Origin of the sequence: Streptomyces minutiscleroticus, assembly GCF_014650875.1 — a bacterium.
Taxonomy (GTDB): domain Bacteria; phylum Actinomycetota; class Actinomycetes; order Streptomycetales; family Streptomycetaceae; genus Streptomyces; species Streptomyces minutiscleroticus.
The window spans coordinates 1-19145 of the sequence record NZ_BMVU01000046.1; the positions used below are offsets into that span (position 1 = coordinate 1).

15 protein-coding genes and 1 pseudogene are annotated in these 19145 nt (G+C 75.1%); 13 read left to right on the forward strand and 3 right to left on the reverse strand.

What is annotated here, in order from left to right:
* The 4 genes and pseudogenes from IE271_RS31290 to IE271_RS31305 form a co-directional block, all read left to right on the forward strand.
* Positions 1–226: pseudogene (locus IE271_RS31290) on the forward strand (flavodoxin-dependent (E)-4-hydroxy-3-methylbut-2-enyl-diphosphate synthase); the annotation flags it as partial.
* A 433-nt stretch (positions 227–659) separates the two neighbouring features.
* Entirely contained in the window at positions 660–1508 is an 849-nt protein-coding gene (locus IE271_RS31295) for a GNAT family N-acetyltransferase (protein ID WP_190193856.1), read from the forward strand.
* Between the two features lie 55 nt (positions 1509–1563).
* Positions 1564–2133: a GNAT family N-acetyltransferase gene (locus IE271_RS31300; RefSeq protein WP_190193857.1), complete on the forward strand. Its 570-nt coding sequence runs from the start codon at positions 1564–1566 to the stop codon at positions 2131–2133.
* Between the two features lie 139 nt (positions 2134–2272).
* Positions 2273–3967, forward strand: a complete 1695-nt coding sequence (locus IE271_RS31305; RefSeq protein WP_190193858.1) for a proline--tRNA ligase — start codon at positions 2273–2275, stop codon at positions 3965–3967.
* A gap of 348 nt (positions 3968–4315) precedes the next feature.
* On the opposite strand, the gene IE271_RS31310 is transcribed toward IE271_RS31305, so the two are convergent.
* From IE271_RS31310 to IE271_RS31320, 3 genes are all read right to left on the reverse strand, one after another.
* Positions 4316–5260 carry an aminoglycoside phosphotransferase family protein gene (locus tag IE271_RS31310; protein ID WP_190193859.1) on the reverse strand — a complete coding sequence of 315 codons (945 nt, stop codon included), beginning with the start codon at positions 5258–5260 and terminating at the stop codon, positions 4316–4318.
* A 27-nt stretch (positions 5261–5287) separates the two neighbouring features.
* A complete protein-coding gene (locus IE271_RS31315) occupies positions 5288–5728 on the reverse strand; it encodes a ferritin-like domain-containing protein (protein WP_229919676.1) in 441 nt (146 codons plus the stop codon).
* Positions 5729–6009: 281 nt separating this feature from the next.
* The gene (locus IE271_RS31320) at positions 6010–6567 is read right to left on the reverse strand and encodes a hypothetical protein (protein ID WP_190193861.1); all 558 of its coding nucleotides are present in this window, start codon (positions 6565–6567) and stop codon (positions 6010–6012) included.
* Positions 6568–6767: 200 nt separating this feature from the next.
* Here IE271_RS31320 and rimP point away from each other — a divergent pair, with 200 nt between their 5' ends.
* The 9 genes from rimP to IE271_RS31365 all read left to right on the forward strand — a co-directional run bounded on the left by rimP (position 6768) and on the right by IE271_RS31365 (position 19079).
* Entirely contained in the window at positions 6768–7283 is a 516-nt protein-coding gene (rimP, locus tag IE271_RS31325; protein WP_190193862.1) for a ribosome maturation factor RimP, read from the forward strand.
* A 2-nt stretch (positions 7284–7285) separates the two neighbouring features.
* Positions 7286–8272: a transcription termination factor NusA gene (nusA, locus tag IE271_RS31330; protein ID WP_190193863.1), complete on the forward strand. Its 987-nt coding sequence runs from the start codon at positions 7286–7288 to the stop codon at positions 8270–8272.
* Between the two features lie 240 nt (positions 8273–8512).
* A complete protein-coding gene (locus IE271_RS31335) occupies positions 8513–8791 on the forward strand; it encodes a YlxR family protein (protein ID WP_190193864.1) in 279 nt (92 codons plus the stop codon).
* A 147-nt stretch (positions 8792–8938) separates the two neighbouring features.
* Complete coding sequence (infB, locus tag IE271_RS31340; RefSeq protein ID WP_190193865.1) at positions 8939–12025, forward strand: translation initiation factor IF-2; 3087 nt, start codon at positions 8939–8941, stop codon at positions 12023–12025.
* A 153-nt stretch (positions 12026–12178) separates the two neighbouring features.
* The gene (locus IE271_RS31345; protein WP_190193866.1) at positions 12179–12472 is read left to right on the forward strand and encodes a DUF503 domain-containing protein; all 294 of its coding nucleotides are present in this window, start codon (positions 12179–12181) and stop codon (positions 12470–12472) included.
* A 58-nt stretch (positions 12473–12530) separates the two neighbouring features.
* Complete coding sequence (gene rbfA, locus IE271_RS31350; RefSeq protein ID WP_190193867.1) at positions 12531–12983, forward strand: 30S ribosome-binding factor RbfA; 453 nt, start codon at positions 12531–12533, stop codon at positions 12981–12983.
* The gene (truB, locus tag IE271_RS31355) at positions 12980–13885 is read left to right on the forward strand and encodes a tRNA pseudouridine(55) synthase TruB (RefSeq protein ID WP_190193868.1); all 906 of its coding nucleotides are present in this window, start codon (positions 12980–12982) and stop codon (positions 13883–13885) included. Before rbfA ends, truB begins: the two co-directional genes overlap by 4 nt.
* A gap of 238 nt (positions 13886–14123) precedes the next feature.
* Positions 14124–17987: a serine protease gene (locus IE271_RS31360; RefSeq protein ID WP_229919673.1), complete on the forward strand. Its 3864-nt coding sequence runs from the start codon at positions 14124–14126 to the stop codon at positions 17985–17987.
* A gap of 129 nt (positions 17988–18116) precedes the next feature.
* Positions 18117–19079 (forward strand): bifunctional riboflavin kinase/FAD synthetase, encoded by a 963-nt coding sequence (locus IE271_RS31365; protein ID WP_190193869.1) that lies wholly within the window; start codon positions 18117–18119, stop codon positions 19077–19079.
* Positions 19080–19145 lie beyond the last annotated feature (66 nt).

Below are 19145 nucleotides of genomic sequence, written 5' to 3' on the forward strand. Positions count from 1 at the left end.
GGTGATGGGCTGCGTGGTCAACGGTCCGGGCGAGGCCCGCGAGGCCGACCTGGGCGTGGCCTCCGGCAACGGCAAGGGCCAGATCTTCGTCAAGGGCGAGGTCATCAAGACCGTCCCCGAGTCCAAGATCGTGGAGACCCTCATCGAGGAGGCGATGAAGATCGCCGAGCAGATGGAGAAGGACGGCGTCGCCTCCGGCGAGCCCGAGGTCTCGATCGCGGGCTGAGCACCCGGCCCGGCCGGATCCCGGCCGGGCCACCACGGCCCGGGCGCACCCCGGACACCCGTCCGCCCGTCCACGCGGACCCGGGCGCCCTTTCGCCCGGGCAGCCCCGGGCCGCTGTCCGTCCGTGCGGACCCGGGCCGCCGCTCGCCCAGGGCGAACTCCTGGGCGCCGCCCCCGATCGTCCCCGGACCGTTCCCAAGCCGTCTCCGGGCCGTCGTCCGCCCAAGTGGGAGCCGTTCCGGCGGACGGTCCCGCACCGCCGGGTCCCGCCGTCCGAACCCCTTCGGAACCGTGCGGGAGCGGGCCGCGGACGCGCCGGACCCGGGCCCGACCGCCGTGCCCGGTGCCCGCGGCCGACCGGCATCCGGCGGCGCCGCACATTTTCGGCAGGTACAGTGCGGAGATCAGCAGAACGCATGGTGAGGCCCCGCACGTGTTGACCCAGACCACCATCAGGGTTCTCGAGCCGAGTGACCTGGACGCCGCGCTCGCCGTCCTCGACCGCGAGCCGGTCGCGAACGCCTTCGTGACCTCCCGGGTCCAGGTGGCGGGCCTCGACCCGTGGCGGCTCGGCGGCGAGATGTGGGGCTGGTACGAGGACGGCATGCTCACGTCCCTGTGCTACGCGGGCGCCAACCTCGTCCCGATCTGCGCGACTCCGCGCGCGGTCCGCGCCTTCGCCGACCGCGCCCGCCGCGCCGGCCGCCGCTGCTCCTCCGTCGTCGGCCCCGCCGAGCCCACCGCCCAGCTGTGGCGGCTGCTCGAACCCAGCTGGGGCCCCGCCCGCGAGGTCCGCGCCCACCAGCCGCTCATGGTCACCGACCGCCTCCCCGACGACGTCGCCCCCGATCCGTACGTCCGCCGCATACGCAAGGACGAGATGGAAACGATCATGCCGGCGTGCGTGGCGATGTTCACCGAGGAGGTCGGCGTCTCGCCGCTCGCCGGCGACGGGGGGCTGCTCTACCAGGCGCGCGTCGCCGAACTCGTCGGGTCGGGGCGCTCGTTCGCCCGCGTCGACCAGGACGGCCGCGTCGTCTTCAAGGCCGAGATCGGCGCCGCCACCCCGCAGGTCTGCCAGATCCAGGGCGTCTGGGTCGCCCCCGAGTACCGCGGCCGGGGCCTCGCCGCCCCCGGCATGGCCGCGGTCCTGCGCTACGCCCTCGCCGACGTCGCCCCCGTCGTGAGCCTCTACGTCAACGACTTCAACACCGCCGCCCGCGCGACCTACCGCAGGGTCGGCTTCCGGGAGGTCGGCGCCTTCATGAGTGTCCTGTTCTGAGCCGCGCCCCGGCGCGCCGTACGGACACCCGTGCACGCCCTGTAGTCTCCCCGGCATGCTGCACTTCCCCGGCCAGGGCCCCGTCACCCCCGGCGACGTCGTCGTCGGCCCGCTGGATCTCGCCGCGCGCGTCGACGAGGCGCTCGCCGTGCAGGCCGTCGCCTTCGGGCTGGGAGCCGACGAGATCGCCGTACGCCGGCAGATCGTGCTGCGCCACCTGGCCTTCCCCGGGGCCCGCGCCCTGGGCGCCACCACCGCCGACGGCCGGCTCGTCGGCTTCGTCTACGGCATGCCCAACGACCGCGGCCACTGGTGGTCCACCGTCGTCGAGCCCTACCTGCGCGGCCAGGGCCACGAGGACTGGCTCGACGACTCCTTCGTCATCACCGAGCTGCACGTCCACCCCGACTACCAGAACCGGGGCGTCGGCCGCGCGCTGATCACCACCATCACGGACGGCGCGGCCCAGCCCCGCTCGATCCTCTCCGCCATCGACGTCGAGAGCCCGGCCCGCGGCCTGTACCGCTCGCTCGGCTACACCGACCTGGCCCGCCAGGTGCTGTTCCCCAGCGCCGCGAAGCCGTACGCCGTGATGGGCGCCCCGCTGCCGCTGCTGCGCCGCTGACCCCGCCCGCGCCCGGGCCGGCGCCGGACGGCCGCCGGACCGGGTGTCCGAACCGTCCTGGCACGAATCGATTTCCGCCGGGCCGGACCGCAGGGCTAACCTCCTAGCCATCACCCTTTCCCGGCAGGAGTCGTAAATCATGGCCCAGGTCCAGCGCATGTCCCGTTTGATGGTCAAGACACTGCGTGACGACCCGGCGGACGCCGAGACGCTCAGCCACAAGCTCCTGGTCCGCGCCGGGTACGTCCGCCGGAACTCCGCGGGCATCTGGACCTGGCTGCCGCTCGGCAAGAAGGTCCTCGACAACGTCTCGCGCGTCGTCCGCGAGGAGATGGACGCGATCGGCGCCCAGGAGGTGCTGCTCCCGGCCCTGCTGCCCAAGGAGCCCTACGAGGCGTCCGCGCGCTGGGAGGAGTACGGCGACCTGCTGTTCCGCCTCAAGGACCGCAAGGGCGCCGAGTACCTGCTCGGTCCGACCCACGAGGAGATCTTCACGCTGGTCGTGAAGGACCAGGTGTCCTCGTACAAGGACCTGCCGGTCATGCTCTACCAGATCCAGACCAAGTACCGGGACGAGGCCCGTCCGCGCTCCGGCGTGCTGCGCGGCCGCGAGTTCCAGATGAAGGACTCGTACTCCTTCGACACCACCGACGAGGGGCTGGCGGAGTCCTACCGGCTGCACCGCCAGGCGTACCAGAAGATCTTCGCGCGCCTCGGCCTGGACTACCGCATCGTCTCCGCCGTCTCCGGCGCGATGGGCGGTTCGGCCTCCGAGGAGTTCCTGGCCCCGGCCGCGGCCGGCGAGGACACCTTCGTGGACTGCCCGAACTGCGACTACGCGGCGAACACCGAGGCGGTCACCTTCGCGCTCAAGGCGGTCGAGGGAGCTGAGCACCCGGCGGTCGAGGAGCTGGACACCCCCGACACCCCGACCATCGAGACCCTCGCCGAGCACCTGGGCGTCCCGGCCTCCGCGACCCTGAAGAACCTCCTGGTCAAGGTGGACGGCGAGATCGTCGCCGTGGGCGTGCCCGGCGACCGCGAGGTCGACCTCGGCAAGCTCGGCGAGCACCTCGCCCCGGCCGAGGTGGAGCTGGTCACGGCCGAGGACTTCGAGGGCCGCGAGGACCTCGTGCGCGGCTACGTCGGCCCGCAGGGCCTGGAGAAGGTCCGCTACATCGCCGACCCGCGCGTCGCCCCCGGCACCTCCTGGATCACGGGCGCCAACAAGGAGGGCAAGCACGCGAGGAACGTGGTGGCCGGCCGCGACTTCGAGGTCGACGACTACCTCGACGTCGTGGTGGTCCAGGAGGGCGACCCCTGCCCGAAGTGCGGCACCGGCCTGAAGCTGGACCGCGCCATCGAGATCGGCCACATCTTCCAGCTGGGCCGCAAGTACGCGGACACCTTCCAGCTCGACGTCCTCGGCCAGAACGGCAAGCCGGTCCGCGTGACCATGGGCTCGTACGGCATCGGCGTCTCGCGCGCCGTGGCCGCGCTCGCCGAGCAGTCCGCCGACGAGCAGGGCCTGTGCTGGTCCAAGGAGGTCGCCCCCGCCGACGTGCACGTGGTCGCGGCCGGCAAGGCGCTCCAGACCGAGCTGGCCCTCGAGGTCTCCGAGAAGCTGAACGCCGCGGGCGTGCGCGTGCTGGTGGACGACCGCGCGGGCGTCTCGCCGGGCGTGAAGTTCACGGACGCCGAGCTGATCGGCGTGCCCCAGATCCTGGTCGCGGGCCGCCGCTCGGGCGAGCGCGTCCTGGAGCTGAAGGACCGCCGCACGGGCGAGCGCGAGGAGCTGACGGTCGACGAGGCGATCGCCCGCCTGACCGCGTAGTGACCGCGTAGGGCGCGCCGGACCGGCTTCCTCCGGGCCGGACCGACCGCGGGAGGCCGCCCCGGCCCCGCGGCCCGGTCCGGCCCGGACGTGTCTTCCCGCGCGCCGCCGGGACGCCCCTTGGCGTCACCGGCGCGCCGCCCGCGGCCGGGTACGCCCCGTGCGGGAGGCACTGCGGACACCGCCGCCCCGCGGCTCCGGAGACGTACGGCGCGCCGTACGTGGTCGGCGTGTCATACGCGGTCGGTGTGCCGTACGTCGCCGTGCGCTGCGGCGCACCGGGGGCCGTGTCCCGCCGCCGGGCCGCGACGAGGGGCGGCGGACCGGGGGCCGGGGCCCTGGCCGGCCCTACAGCCAGGTCGCGAACTCCAGCAGCAGTTCCGCGTCCTGGAGGCGGCCGACGCGGGCCGCGCGGGTGCCGGACTCGACGGCGCGGAACAGGGTCCAGCCGCGCAGCCGCTCCTGGTCGACCTCCAGGGACTCCGCGAGCCGCTTCACCCGGCGGCGCGTCGTGGCCGGGCCCGACGGCGACGCGATCAGGTCCTCCACCCGGTCGCGTACCAGCCGGGCCAGGTCGAAGGCGGACTCGCCGACCACCGGGTCGGGCCCCACGGCCAGCCACGGCACGCGCTCGCCGGCGAGCACCTTGCTCTGCCGGAAGGTGCCGTGCAGCAGCAGGTGCTCGGGCGGTGCCGCCAGCAGCTCCTCGCGCGCCGTGAGCGCCGCGTCGACCAGCGGCGCGACCTCGGGGTCCGCGTCCGCCCGCGCGCGCATCGCCGCCGCCTGCCGCCCGGTCCGCTCGGCCACCGTCTCGAAGCCGTGCCCGGCGGGCGGCTCGACCCACAGCCTGCGCAGCGTCCCGGCGGCCTCCAGCAGCGCCTTCGCCTCCGGCAGCGAGCGCACCGAGACGTCCGGGTGCAGCCGTTCGAGCAGCAGGACGCCCCCGGCCGACGGCGGGTCCTCCGGCGCGGAGCCGGAGCCGGGACCGCCGTCGGGTCCGGCCGCGACCAGGTGCACGGCTCCCCGGCCGGCCCAGTGCGCCAGCGCGGCCCGCTCGCTCTCCGGCCGGGCCCGGGAGGGCGCCAGCTTCAGCACGGCCGGGGACCCGTCGGCCCGCCGCACCAGCACGACGAGGCTGCTGCGCCCGCCGGGCACCTGCACCCGCTCCACGGTCAACTCGCGTAGAGCGACGGCACGACGAGCGGTGCCGGGCAGGTGCTCCAGCCACTCGTCGCCCTCGGGCGTGCTCTCCCCGAGGGCGGTGACGAGGCGGCGCGGCGGTTCGAAAGCCATGCGCGAGGTGTTCCCTTCCTGGGCGCGTCACGCCCGTGGTGTCGCCGCCCCCGAAGGACCGGCGGCCCGCTCGGCGAGCCCAGGGAAGGCTACGCTCCCGCCGCGCCAGCGGGCCGCGCGCACCGCCGCGTCGCGCAGCGCGCCCGCGGCGTCGCGCCGCCGCTCGCCCCGCGCCGCCCGTACGAGGTCCGAGTAGACCGCGGCCACGCGGTCCTCCAGCTCGGCCGCCAGCCGGACCGCCGTGTCGGTGCCGGACACCGTGAAGGGCAGGGCGTACGCGGCGGCCGCGGGCTCCGGCGTGCCGCCCAGGTCCCGCACGGTGCGCGCAAGGGCGTCCCGTTGCGCCCGGTGCGCGTCGTACGCGGCACGCGCCTCGGCGCGCCGCTCCGCGCCGACCCGGCCGCCGACCACGCCGTAGCCGTAGACGGCGGCGTGCTCGGCGCCGAGCGCCGCCTGCGCCGCCTTCAGTACGCCGTCCGCACCGTCCTCGCCGTCCTCGGCGCCGAGGACGCGTCCGTACGCGGCGGGCACGGCCCTCGCCGGGTCCTCCGAGGCGGCGGCCGAGCCAACGTTTCGCCGGGCCGCCCGCCGGGTCCCCGCGGCGCCCTCCTCGCCCCGGTCGGGACGGTCCGTCCGGACGGCGCGGTCGTACCCGGCCGGCGCGGTTCCCGCGGTGGCGGGAGCGCCCATGATCCTTCGAAGCATCCGCCCCGGCGCGCGCTGCGCTCCGCGCTCCGTCCGTTCTCCGTTCACTTCGTCTCCTCCGTCAGCAGGAAGGCGTGCGCCGCGCCGGCGGCCGCCACCGAGGCCAGCAGCCGCGCCAGTTCGCCCGGCGCCTCCAGCAGGGCCGTCGTGCGCCGGTCCGCCAGGGCCCGTTCGGCCGAGGCGAGTTCGGACAGCGCGTCCGTCTCGCCGGCCGGCACCGAGGGCGACGGGCCCGGCGAGGACGAGGCGGACGCCGCCGGCGACGCGTCCGGCGCGGAGGCGGACGGCGACGCCGTCGCGCCGTCGCCGCCGAAGGCCCGCGCGTGCCGCAGGACCTCGGCCCGCAGCGGCGTCAGCAGCCCGTCCAGGGAGGGGTGGACGGCGAGCACGGCCGCGTACCGCTCGGCCAGCGCGAGGCTGTCGCGCGCCGCCCGCGCGCGGGTCCGCTCCGCCGCGGGCGTGTCGCTCTCCGTCTCCTCGCCGGACCCGTCGCCGGTGCAGCCGGCGACCGACAGGACACCGGTGGCACCGACGGCCCCGGCGAGCAGCAGACTCCTACGGCGCGGCCCCGCGGGACCGCGCGAGGGCAGGGGGAAGGGCACGGCAGACGTCCTCGGCAGGCTCGTACGAAAAGGGACGGGAGTGGCCGGCAGCGGCCCGGGCGTGCGCGGGGACCGGCTGCCTCGGATCAAGGTACCCGCGGTCCTGCACCGGTGGACGGCAACACCCCCCGGGACCGGATACCCTTTGACCTGACACGCGACCTTCCCACAACAGCACACGCGGCCGAGGAGTCACCCGGATGAGCACCACCCAGAGCGAGAGGCTGCGAGTACTTCTGGAACCGCTCGTCAGCTCCCAGGGACTCGATCTCGAGGAGCTCGAAGTGGAAGCGGTCGGACGCAAGCGTGTGCTGCGTGTCGTCGTCGACTCCGACGAGGGCGCTGATCTCGACCGCGTCGCCGAGGTGAGCCGCGCGCTCTCGGCCGCGCTGGACGAGACGGACGCGATGGGCGAGGGCGAGTACACCCTAGAGGTCGGTACGCCCGGCGCCGAACGCCCCCTCAAGGAACACCGCCACTACGTACGGGCCGTGGGCCGGCTGGTGAGGTTCCAGCTCGCGCAGGCGGCCGGGGGCGGCGAGCTCGTCGCCCGTGTTCTGGAGGTCGACGACGAGGGTGTGGACCTGGAGGTGCCCGGCGTCAAGGGACGCAGGGCCACGTCCCGCAGGCTCGCCTTCGCCGACATCGACAAGGCGCGTGTCCAGGTCGAATTCAACCGCAAGAACAAGCACGAAGAGAGTGCGGAGGAGGCGTAGCCGTGGACATCGACATGAGTGCCCTGCGGGGTTTGGTACGGGAGAAGGAGATCTCCTTCGACCTGCTGGTCGAGGCGATCGAATCGGCCCTCCTGATCGCCTACCACCGCACCGAGGGAAGCCGCCGCCACGCGCGCGTGCGGCTCGACCGCGAGAGCGGCCACGTCACCGTGTGGGCGAAGGAGGACCCGGAGGACCTCGAGGAGGGCCAGGAGGCCCGGGAGTTCGACGACACCCCGTCCGGTTTCGGCCGCATCGCGGCGACCACCGCCAAGCAGGTCATCCTGCAGCGTCTGCGGGACGCCGAGGACGACGCGACGCTGGGCGAGTACGCGGGCCGCGAGGGCGACATCGTCACCGGCGTGGTCCAGCAGGGCCGCGACCCGAAGAACGTGCTCGTGGACATCGGCAAGCTGGAGGCCATCCTGCCGGTGCAGGAGCAGGTCCCGGGCGAGACGTACCAGCACGGCATGCGGCTGCGCTCCTACGTCGTCCGGGTGGCCAAGGGCGTGCGCGGTCCCTCCGTGACCCTCTCGCGCACCCACCCGAACCTGGTGAAGAAGCTCTTCGCGCTGGAGGTGCCGGAGATCGCCGACGGGTCCGTCGAGATCGCCGCCATCGCCCGCGAGGCCGGCCACCGCACGAAGATCGCGGTCCGCTCCACCCGCTCGGGCCTGAACGCCAAGGGCGCCTGCATCGGCCCCATGGGCGGCCGGGTGCGCAACGTGATGGGCGAGCTGAACGGCGAGAAGATCGACATCGTCGACTGGTCCGACGACCCCGCCGAGATGGTCGCCAACGCGCTGAGCCCGGCCCGGGTCTCCAAGGTCGAGGTCGTCGACCTCGCCGCCCGCTCCGCGCGGGTGACGGTGCCCGACTACCAGCTCTCCCTCGCCATCGGCAAGGAGGGGCAGAACGCCCGTCTCGCGGCCCGGCTCACCGGCTGGCGGATCGACATCCGGCCGGACACCGAGCAGACCGGGGAGTAGACCGCCGGCCGGTCCGGGGACCGGATCACCGGCCGGGCCGGGAATGAACCGCCCGGCCGGCCGGGAAGAAGACCGTCCGGCGGGCCGGGAATAGATCATGGCGTTCGTACGCTGTGATCATCACGGCACGAGGGCGTGATCGCGACGGGTGACCGCTGCGATCACGTCAGTTTGACGCACGGCAAGTGTTCGATTCTTGCCCCAAAGGGGTGAGGTCGGCTGGGAGAGGTAGACTTAAGAGTGTCTGGCCGGACGCGAGCCCGCGCATGCCCTGAGCGAACCTGTGTGGGGTGCCGGGAGCGAGCGGCCAAGACCGATCTGCTGCGCATCGTGGAGATCGAGGGCGCCTGTGCCCCCGACCCTCGCGGTACGCTGCCCGGCCGGGGTGCGTACGTACACCCCGCCCTGGCCTGTCTCGACCTGGCGGTCCGCCGCCGGGCGTTCCCGCGGGCGCTGCGCGTCCCGGGACCGCTCGACACGGAGGCGTTGCGCCACTGCGTCGGGCAGGCGACACCGTAAGACGTGGCCGCACGGATCCCCGTGCGGCTCTGGTACCTCGCGAGTCGGAAGTAGGTCGAGATTGCGATGAGCACTCGATGAGTACGCGATGAGTACGCCCATGAAGTAGCGACGGTCCGGACGCAACCCGGACCTAAAAGGAGCGAAGTGGCTAAGGTCCGGGTATACGAACTCGCCAAGGAGTTCGGTGTAGAGAGCAAGGTCGTCATGGCCAAGCTCCAGGAACTCGGTGAATTCGTCCGTTCGGCGTCCTCGACGATCGAGGCGCCCGTAGTTCGTAAGCTGACCGACGCCTTCCAGCAGGGCAGCGGCAATGGCAAGTCCGCCAGGCCCGCGCCCCGGAAGGCCGCCCCCAAGCCCGGCGCGCCCTCTCCGGCGCAGGCCGGGGACACCCCCCGCGCCGCCCAGGCACCGGGGGACCGTCCGGCTCCCGCCGCACCGCGGCCCGCGCCGGCTCCCAGGCCCGCCGCCGAGCGCCCCGCCCCCGCGGCCGGCGCGCCGACGCCGGGTCCCCGTCCGACGCCGGGTCCCCGTCCGGGCCCGAAGCCCGCGCCCGCGGCTCCCGCCACGCCGGAGTTCACCGCTCCGCCGTCGGCTCCCGCCCCGGCCGCGCCGCGTCCCGGCGCCCGTCCCGGTGCCCCCAAGCCCGGTGGCCGTCCGGCCCCCGGCCAGGGTCAGGGCCAGGGCGGTCAGGGCCGCGGCGACCGCGGTGACCGCGGTGACCGTCCGCAGGGTCCGCGCCCCGGTGGCCAGGCCCCGCGTCCGGGCGGCCGTCCGGCCGGCCCGCGTCCGGGCAACAACCCCTTCACGTCCGGTGGCTCCACCGGCATGGCGCGCCCGCAGGCGCCCCGTCCGCAGGCTCCGCGCCCCGGTGGCGCCGGCGCTCCCGGCGGCGGCCCGCGTCCGCAGGCCCCCGGCCAGGGCGGCGGTCCCCGTCCCCAGGCCCCGGGCGGCGCCCGTCCGACCCCGGGCAGCATGCCCCGTCCGCAGGCTCCGCGTCCCGGCGGCGGCCCCGGCGGCAACCGTCCGAACCCCGGCATGATGCCGCAGCGTCCGGCTGCCGGCCCGCGCCCCGGTGGTGGCGGCCCCGGTGGCCGCGGTCCCGGCGGCGGCGGTCGTCCCGGCGGCGGTGGCGGTCGTCCGGGCGGCGGCGGCTTCGCCGGTCGTCCCGGCGGCGGCGGCGGTGGCGGCTTCGCCGGTCGTCCCGGTGGCGGCGGTGGCGGCGGCGGTTTCGCCGGTCGTCCCGGTGGCGGCGGTGGCCGTCCCGGCTTCGGCGGTCGTCCCGGTGGTCCGGGCGGTCGCGGTGGCACGCAGGGCGCCTTCGGCCGTCCCGGCGGTCCCGCCCGTCGCGGCCGCAAGTCGAAGCGGCAGAGGCGCCAGGAGTACGAGGCCATGCAGGCCCCGTCCGTCGGCGGCGTGATGCTGCCCCGCGGCAACGGCGAGACCATTCGCCTGTCGCGCGGTGCCTCCCTCACCGACTTCGCGGAGAAGATCAACGCCAACCCGGCGTCGCTCGTCGCGGTGATGATGAACCTCGGCGAGATGGTCACGGCCACGCAGTCCGTCTCCGACGAGACGCTGCAGCTCCTCGCCGACGAGATGAACTACACCATTCAGATCGTCAGCCCCGAGGAGGAGGACCGCGAGCTGCTCGAGTCCTTCGACCTGGAGTTCGGCGAGGACGAGGGCGGCGAGGAGATGCTCGTCTCCCGTCCGCCGGTGGTGACCGTCATGGGTCACGTCGACCACGGTAAGACGCGGCTCCTCGACGCCATCCGCAAGACGAACGTCATCGCGGGCGAGGCCGGCGGCATCACCCAGCACATCGGTGCCTACCAGGTCACGACCGAGGTCAACGACGAGGACCGCAAGATCACGTTCATCGACACCCCCGGTCACGAGGCGTTCACCGCCATGCGTGCCCGCGGTGCCAAGTCGACGGACATCGCGATCCTGGTCGTCGCGGCCAACGACGGCGTCATGCCGCAGACGGTCGAGGCGCTGAACCACGCCAAGGCGGCCGACGTCCCGATCGTCGTCGCGGTCAACAAGATCGACGTCGAGGGCGCCGACCCGACCAAGGTGCGCGGTCAGCTGACCGAGTACGGTCTGGTGGCCGAGGAGTACGGCGGCGACACGATGTTCGTCGACATCTCCGCCAAGCAGGGTCTGCACATCGACTCCCTGCTGGAGGCCGTGATCCTCACCGCCGACGCCTCGCTCGACCTGCGGGCCAACCCGGAGCAGGACGCGCAGGGCATCGCGATCGAGTCGCGGCTCGACCGCGGCCGCGGTGCCGTGGCGACCGTCCTCGTCCAGCGAGGCACGCTGCGGGTCGGCGACACGATGGTGGTCGGCGACGCCTACGGCCGTGTCCGCGCCATGCACGACGACATGGGCAACAACGTCGAGGAGGCGGGTCCGTCCACGCCGGTGCAGGTGCTGGGTCTGACCAACGTCCCGGGTGCGGGCGACAACTTCATCGTCGTGGACGAGGACCGCACGGCCCGTCAGATCGCCGAGAAGCGCGCCGCCCGTGAGCGCAACGCCGCGTTCGCCAAGCGCACGCGCCGCGTCTCGCTCGAGGACCTGGACAAGGTGCTCAAGGCCGGCGAGGTCCAGCAGCTCAACCTCATCATCAAGGGTGACGCTTCTGGTTCCGTCGAGGCCCTGGAGTCCTCCCTGCTCCAGCTCGACGTCGGCGAGGAGGTCGACATCCGGGTGCTGCACCGCGGCGTCGGTGCGGTCACGGAGTCGGACATCGACCTGGCGATGGGCTCGGACGCCATCGTGATCGGCTTCAACGTGCGCGCCGCCGGGCGTGCCGCGCAGATGGCCGAGCGCGAGGGCGTGGACGTCCGGTACTACTCGGTCATCTACCAGGCGATCGAGGAGATCGAGGCGGCCCTGAAGGGCATGCTCAAGCCGGAGTACGAGGAGGTCGAGCTCGGCACGGCGGAGATCCGCGAGGTCTTCAAGTCGTCCAAGCTGGGCAACATCGCCGGTGTGCTCATCCGCTCCGGCGAGGTCAGGCGCAACACCAAGGCGCGCCTCATCCGCGACGGCAAGGTGGTCGCGGAGAACCTCAACATCGAGGGTCTGCGTCGCTTCAAGGACGACGTCACCGAGATCCGCGAGGGCTTCGAGGGTGGTATCAACCTCGGAAACTTCAACGACATCAAGGTCGACGACGTCATCGCGACGTACGAGATGCGCGAGAAGCCGCGCGCGTAGGCGGCAGCTTCTCGAATGTCGGTCCGGTCCGGGGCCGGTCGGCGGGAGTATTTTCCGTCGATCGGCCCCGGCCGTTCGTTGTACGGTTCTGATGTCCCTGCCCATGTGGTGGCGGGGCCATCGATCCCGTACCGGCGGGTCATCCGGACACACATGTACGTGGGGACCCTGTCCTTCGATCTCCTGCTCGGCGACGTACGGTCGCTGAAGGAGAAGCGCTCCGTCGTCCGTCCGATCGTCGCCGAGCTCCAGCGCAAGTACGCGGTGAGCGCGGCGGAGGTGGGCGGCCAGGACCTCTACCGCAGGGCCGAGATCGGTCTGGCGGTGGTCTCGGGCGACGCGGGGCATCTGACGGACGTACTGGACCGGTGCGAGCGCATGGTCGCGGCCCGGCCCGAGGTGGAGCTGCTGTCGGTACGGCGGCGGCTGCACGGCGACGACGACTGAACCGTGCACGTCGACACGACCGTGCACGCGGAAATGCAAGAAAGAGGGAGACGGACCAGTGGCCGACAACGCGCGGGCGAAGAGGCTGGCGGACCTCATCCGAGAGGTGGTGGCCCAGAAGCTGCAGCGCGGGATCAAGGACCCGCGGCTCGGTTCGCATGTGACCATCACGGACACCCGGGTCACCGGTGACCTGCGGGAGGCGACCGTCTTCTACACGGTGTACGGCGACGACGAGGAGCGGGCCGCGGCCGCCGCGGGCCTGGAGAGCGCCAAGGGCGTCCTGCGCTCCGAGGTGGGCCGGGCCGCGGGCGTGAAGTTCACGCCCACCCTGACCTTCGTCGCGGACGCCCTGCCGGACACCGCCCGGACCATCGAGGACCTGCTCGACAAGGCGCGGGCCTCGGACGAGAAGGTGCGGGAGGCGTCCGCGGGCGCCGCGTACGCCGGCGAGGCGGACCCGTACCGCAAGCCGGGCAGCGAGGACGAGACGGACGACGCCGCCGAATGACCCAGAAGCAGTCCACGCCCGACGGGCTCGTCGTCGTCGACAAGCCGTCGGGCTTCACCTCGCACGACGTGGTCGCCAAGATGCGCGGGATCGCCCGGACCCGCCGCGTCGGCCACGCCGGCACCCTCGACCCGATGGCGACCGGCGTGCTGGTCCTCGGCGTCGAGAAGGCGACCAAGCTCCTCGGGCACCTGGCGCTCACCGAGAAGGAGTACCTGGGCACGATCCGGCTCGGGCAGAACACCCTGACGGACGACGCCGAGGGCGAGATCACCTCATCGGCGGACGCCTCGGGGGTGACGCGCGAGGCGGTCGACGCCGGGGTGGCCCGGCTCACCGGCGACCTCATGCAGGTGCCGTCCAAGGTCAGCGCCATCAAGATCGACGGCGTGCGCTCGTACAAGCGGGCCCGGGAGGGCGAGGACTTCGAGATCCCGGCGCGGCCGGTCACGGTCTCCTCGTTCGCCGTGTACGACGTGCGGGAGGCGGTCGCCGAGGACGGCACGCCCGTGCTCGACCTGGTCGTCTCCGTGGTGTGCTCCTCGGGCACCTACATCCGGGCGCTCGCCCGCGACCTGGGCGCCGACCTGGGCGTCGGCGGCCACCTCACGGCGCTGCGCCGCACCCGGGTGGGCCCGTACAAGCTGGACTCCGCGCGCACGCTGGAGCGGCTCCAGGAGGAGCTGACGGTCATGCCGGTCGCGGAGGCGGCCGCCGCCGCGTTCCCGCGCTGGGACGTGGACGCCAAGCGCGCGCGGCTGCTGACGAACGGCGTGCGGCTCGACATGCCCGACGAGTACGCGGGCAAGGGGCCCGTCGCCGTCTTCGACCCCGAGGGCCGCTTCGTGGTCCTGGTGGAGGAGCAGAAGGGGCGGGCCAAGAGCCTGGCCGTGTTCGGCTGAGGCCGGTGTCCGTGGAGCGGCGTACACGAGGTTCCTGTACGCCGCTCCACGGTCCCCCCTCGATTCCCCCACCCAGAGTTGTATCCATCCCCTTGCGTTCATTCACCCTTTCGGCCGGGCGCGCGGAGGGGACCGAGGGAGCGGAAGGGGGCTCGTTCGGCCCGCGATCTGTCCCGGCGATCACCGCACGCCTACCGTCGACAGCGCACGACCAGTGCGTACGGCGGGAGGTGCGAGCATGGCGGGACGGGGCCCGCGGACCGGCGACGGCCGTCGCACGGCGCAGGAGGCACGCGCAGCGCGGGGGGCGTACGAAGCACGGAGCGCGCACGCGCCGCGCGGAGGACGGCCGCACGCACCGGACGGGACCGAAGCGACCGGTGCGGCTGGCGCGGCCAGCGGGACCGGTGCGGCCGGGGAGCCCGGCGTGTCCTTCGGGACCTCCGGGGCCGGGACGGCCCCCTGGACCGGAGCCGTCGACGACGTGTCCCTCGTCCGGATCTGCGACCTGGCGGGACGGCCGCGCGGCCTCGGGTTCGCCGCCGACCGCCTCGGCACGGTCGTCACCGGCCACGAGACGGTCGACGGGCTCGCCCGGCTGGTGCTGCACGCCGGCGACCGCACCCGCGTGATCTCGGCGGACGAGGTCACCGCCCTGCCCGGCGCCGGGCTCGCCCTGATCCGCGCCCGCGGCCTGGGGCTGGTCCCGCTCCCCGTCACCGTGCGGGCCCGCGTCGACGCCGGGGCCCACGTGCGGATCGCCGCGGGCGGCTGGCGCGCGGCCCGGGTGCTCGGCACGGGCCCCGCCACGTACACGGCGACCGACCGCTTCCACACCCTGGACGCCGTGCTGGAACTGGCCGTCGGCACGGCCGGCAGCGACGCGCTGCGGCTCGGCGGGGGAGCGGCGGGCGGACCGGTGGTCGACGCCGCCACCGGCGCGGTCGTGGCCGTCCTCGGCACGGCGCTGCGGGCGGACCACCCGGCGGCGGGCCGCGCCGTCCTCCTGCGGGCCGCCGCCGCGCCCGGCGGACCGCTCGCCGCGCTGCTGGCGCGCAACGCGGCGACGGTGCCCGCGTACGGCGACGACCTCAACCTCGCCGCGGTCATGGAGCTCACGCACGCGTCCCGGGCGGCGGACGGCCCGCGGGGCGCCCGCGCGGCCGGCGCCGTTCCGGGGCGGACGGCGGACGGCGGCGCGTACACCCCGGCCGAGCCCGTCGAGCGCGCCGCCGTGGTGCGGGAGTTCGCGGCCTTCGCCGCCGGGTCCGCCGTGGTGCTCGGCCTCGTCGGCGCCCCGGGCAGCGGCCGTACGACCGAGCTCGCGGCCCTGGCCGAGCGCCGCGCCCGCGCACCGGAGCCCGCGCCCGTCCTGTGGCTGCGCGGCGCGGACCTGCGCGGCGACGACCTCTGCGTGGCGGACGCGGCGCGCCGTGCCCTGGAGCGCGCCGGACGGATCGTTTCCGCCGCACCGGACGGAAGGAACGCGGCGGACACGGGCGGCGCACCGCGTGCGGCGTACGCGGTGGACGGCCGGGGGGACGCGGTGCCGGAGCCGTTCTCGGCGGACCTGCTGCCGCCCGCCGGGTACGACGGCGCCCTGGGCGACCTCGGGCCCGACGGCCCGGCCCGGGTCGCGCACGCCGCCGGACGCCCGCTGCTCCTGCTGCTCGACGACCCCGAGGAGATGCCGTCCGCCCTCGCGCGGCGCCTGCACGGGTGGACCGCCGCCACCGCCGACTGGCTGCGCGCGTGCGGAGCCCGCCTGGTGGTGGCGTGCCGCCCCGAGTTCTGGGAGCAGGCGGGCGCCGGGTTCCCGCCGGAGACCCTGCACGAACCGGTCACGGACGGCGCCCGCCCGCCCGCCGGCACCCGGCCGCCCGCGTGCGTACGGCTGGGGGACCTGGAGGCGGACGAGGCGCGGGCGGCGCGGGCGCGGCACGGCGTCCCCGAGGGCGTCCTGGGCGGGGCCGACGCCCGGCACCCGCTCACGCTGCGGCTGCTGGCCGAGGTGCGGGCCGCGGCGCCGGACGCGGCGGACGGCCGGCCGGGCCGCGACGAGGTCCTCTCCGCCCACCTGGACCTGGCGTGCCTGCGCGTCGCCGAGCGGCTCGCCGCCGCGCACGGGCTGCGCGGCACGGCCGTCCGCCGCCTCGCCGCCCGGGTCGCCGGGCGGGTCCACGAGGCCGCCCGCCGCTGTCTCGGCCCCGGCCAGGGGAGGCTGGACCACGCGGCCTTCGACGAGGTCTTCCCCTGGGGGTCCGTCCGCGGGCGCCGGTTCGGCGGGGTCGGCGGATGGGCACCCGCCGTCCTCGCCGAGGGCCTGCTGGTCCCCTCGGGCGGCGGCTACCGCTTCGCCCACGAGGAGCTCGCCGACTGGCTCCAGGGCGTCCACCTCGACCTGGACGAGGCGCTGAGCGCGCTGGTCCACCGCCGCCGCGACCGGCCCGCGGCCCGGACGGCGCCCGTGCCCCGGCACCGCATCGGCCCCGTCGTCCAGGCGCTGCTGTACCTCGGCCGGCAGCGCGGCAGCGCCGAACTCGCCCGCCGACTGGAGGAGTTGCTGCACACCCTGGACCGCATGGACCGGCCGGACGCCCCGGCGGGACCCGGCCGCGGGGAGGCGCGGGACCGGCCGGACCGGGCCGCGGACGACCCGGCCTGGTGGGCGGCCCGGCTGCTCGCGGACGTGCTGTCGGCCGTGCCCGACGCGACGCCGTACGTCCCGCTGCTGCGGCTGCTCGCCCGGGCCGTCGTGGACTGGCGGCGCCTGGGCCGGGCGGTGCCGGAGGAGTTCGGTCCCGCCTTCTGGGACGCGCTGCCGGTGTCGCGCACCGAGCGGCTCGACCTGCTGCGGCGGCTCGTCGTGGCCGACGGCGCGCCCGGCGACGGCCGGCCCCGCCACCTGGACGCCGTGTCCCGGCTGCTGTCCGCCGCCCCGGCCGCCGTCCAGCCGCTGCTGACCCGCTGGTTCGACGACGAGCGCCCGCTGCCCGGCGCCCCCGGCGTCACCGTCGCCGCGGCCGCCCAGGTCCTGCTGCACACCCACCGGCGGCAGGCGCCGGACGACCTCACCGAGGCCCTGGTGGCCTGCGCGCACCCGCGCGGCGACGCCCTGCTCACCGTCCTGTGCGAGGAGGAGCCCGCCGCGGTCTGCCGGGCCGTGGACCGCTGGGCCCAGGACGAGCGGCCCGCCCGGCGCGCGGCGGCCGTGACGTACGCGCTGCGCGCCGCGCCGCACCTGCGCACCGACGCCGACCGCGAACTGCTGCGGTACGCCGCGCTCGCCCTGCTGGCCCGCCCCGGCGACGACGCCCTGCACGGCGGCGCGCTCGCCCTCCTCGTCCGCGACGGGCGCACCCGCGCCCGCTATCTGCCGCGCGCCCTGGAGCGGTTCACGGCCGGCGACCCGCACCTGCCCGCGAGCGCGCTCGCCGTCGCCCTCACCACCGACCCCGAACCGGTGCTCGCGGCCTTCCGCATCCGGCTGCGCGGACCGGACGCGGGCGAGGTCCTGCGCACCCTCGCCGACGTCACCACGCCCGCCCTGGTCCCCCGCGTGGCCGCGCTCGTGCGCGACGCGGTGGAGCCGGGCCCCGCGACGGCCGCGCACGTCGCCACGTACGTCGACCGGCGCCTGGAGCGCGGGCCCGCCGCGCGCGCCGTCCTCCTGCCGCTGGTCACGCACCTCCTGGACGACGGGTCCGTCCCGGTGCGCACGGCCCTCGCCGGCGTTCTCGCCACCCCCGGCACGGACGTCTCCCGCTCCCTGCGCCGCGAACTGCTGGACCTGCTGCTGGCGCGGGAGGACGACCCGGCCGTCCTGGAGGAGGTGCTGCGCGCCGCGGCCGACGGCGGTGCCGGCCACGGCGAGGAGCGCACCCGCGCGCTGGTGCACCGCGCCGGCTCGCTGCTCGCGCGCACCCCGGACGGCGCCGCCCGCTGCGACCGCGTCCTCGTCGGCCTCGGCCACCGGGTCCCCGGCTTCGCCGGCCGTCTCGTCCGCTGGCTCGACGAGGCGCCCGGGGAGTGGTCGCCGGTGGCCGGACCGGGCACGCGGCGCGCCCTGGAGTCCCTCGCGGGGGCCGGTGTCCCGGCCTGACCGGCGGACACGTCCGCGGGCCCACCGGCCGCGGTACCCATGCCGATGCGGGACGGCGGCACCCGGCATGGCACCCTTAGACCTGCGTATCAGGCAGTCAGGACACGGGTTCGACGAGGAGCGGTCACAGTGCAGCGCTGGCGAGGCTTGGAGGACATCCCCCAGGACTGGGGGCGCAGCGTCGTCACCATCGGGTCCTACGACGGGGTCCACCGCGGACACCAGCTGATCATCCGGCACGCCGTGGAACGCGCCCGCGAGCTGGGCCTGCCCTGCGTCGTCGTCACCTTCGACCCGCACCCCAGCGAGGTCGTGCGCCCCGGCAGCCACCCGCCGCTGCTCGCGCCGCACCACCGGCGCGCGGAGCTGATGGCCGGACTCGGCGTCGACGCGGTGCTGGTCCTGCCCTTCACCAAGGAGTTCTCCAAGCTCTCGCCCGCCGACTTCGTGGTGAAGGTCCTGGTGGACAAGCTCCACGCCCGGCTCGTCGTCGAGGGCCCCAACTTCCGCTTCGGCCACAGGGCCGCGGGCAACGTCGGCTTCCTCGCCGAGCAGGGCGGGACGTACGACTTCGAGGTCGACGTGGTCGACCTGTACGAGAGCGGCGAGGCCGGGGGCGGCGAGCCGTTCTCCTCCACGCTGACCCGGCGGCTGGTCGCCGAGGGCGACGTCGCGGGCGCCCGGGAGATCCTGGGCCGTCCGCACCGCGTCGAGGGAATCGTCGTGCGCGGCGCCCAGCGCGGCCGCGAACTGGGCTACCCGACGGCCAACGTCGAGACGCTCCCGCACACCGCGGTCCCCGCCGACGGCGTCTACGCGGGCCTGCTGCACGCGCAGGGCGAGACGATGCCGGCCGCGATCTCGGTCGGCACGAACCCGCAGTTCGACGGCGTCGAGCGGACCGTCGAGGCGTACGCCATCGACCGCGTCGGTCTCGACCTGTACGGCCTGCACGTCGCCGTCGACTTCCTCGCCTTCGTGCGCGGCCAGGCCAGGTTCGACTCGGTCGAGGCGCTGCTGGAGGCGATGGCCGAGGACGTGAAGCGGTGCCGGGAGATCCTCGCGGGGGACGCGGGCGACGCAGGGGAGTAGCGCCGGAGCGGGTGGCGCGGCGTGCCGCCACCCGCCCGCTCCTGCCGCTCGTGCCGGCCCTGTCGC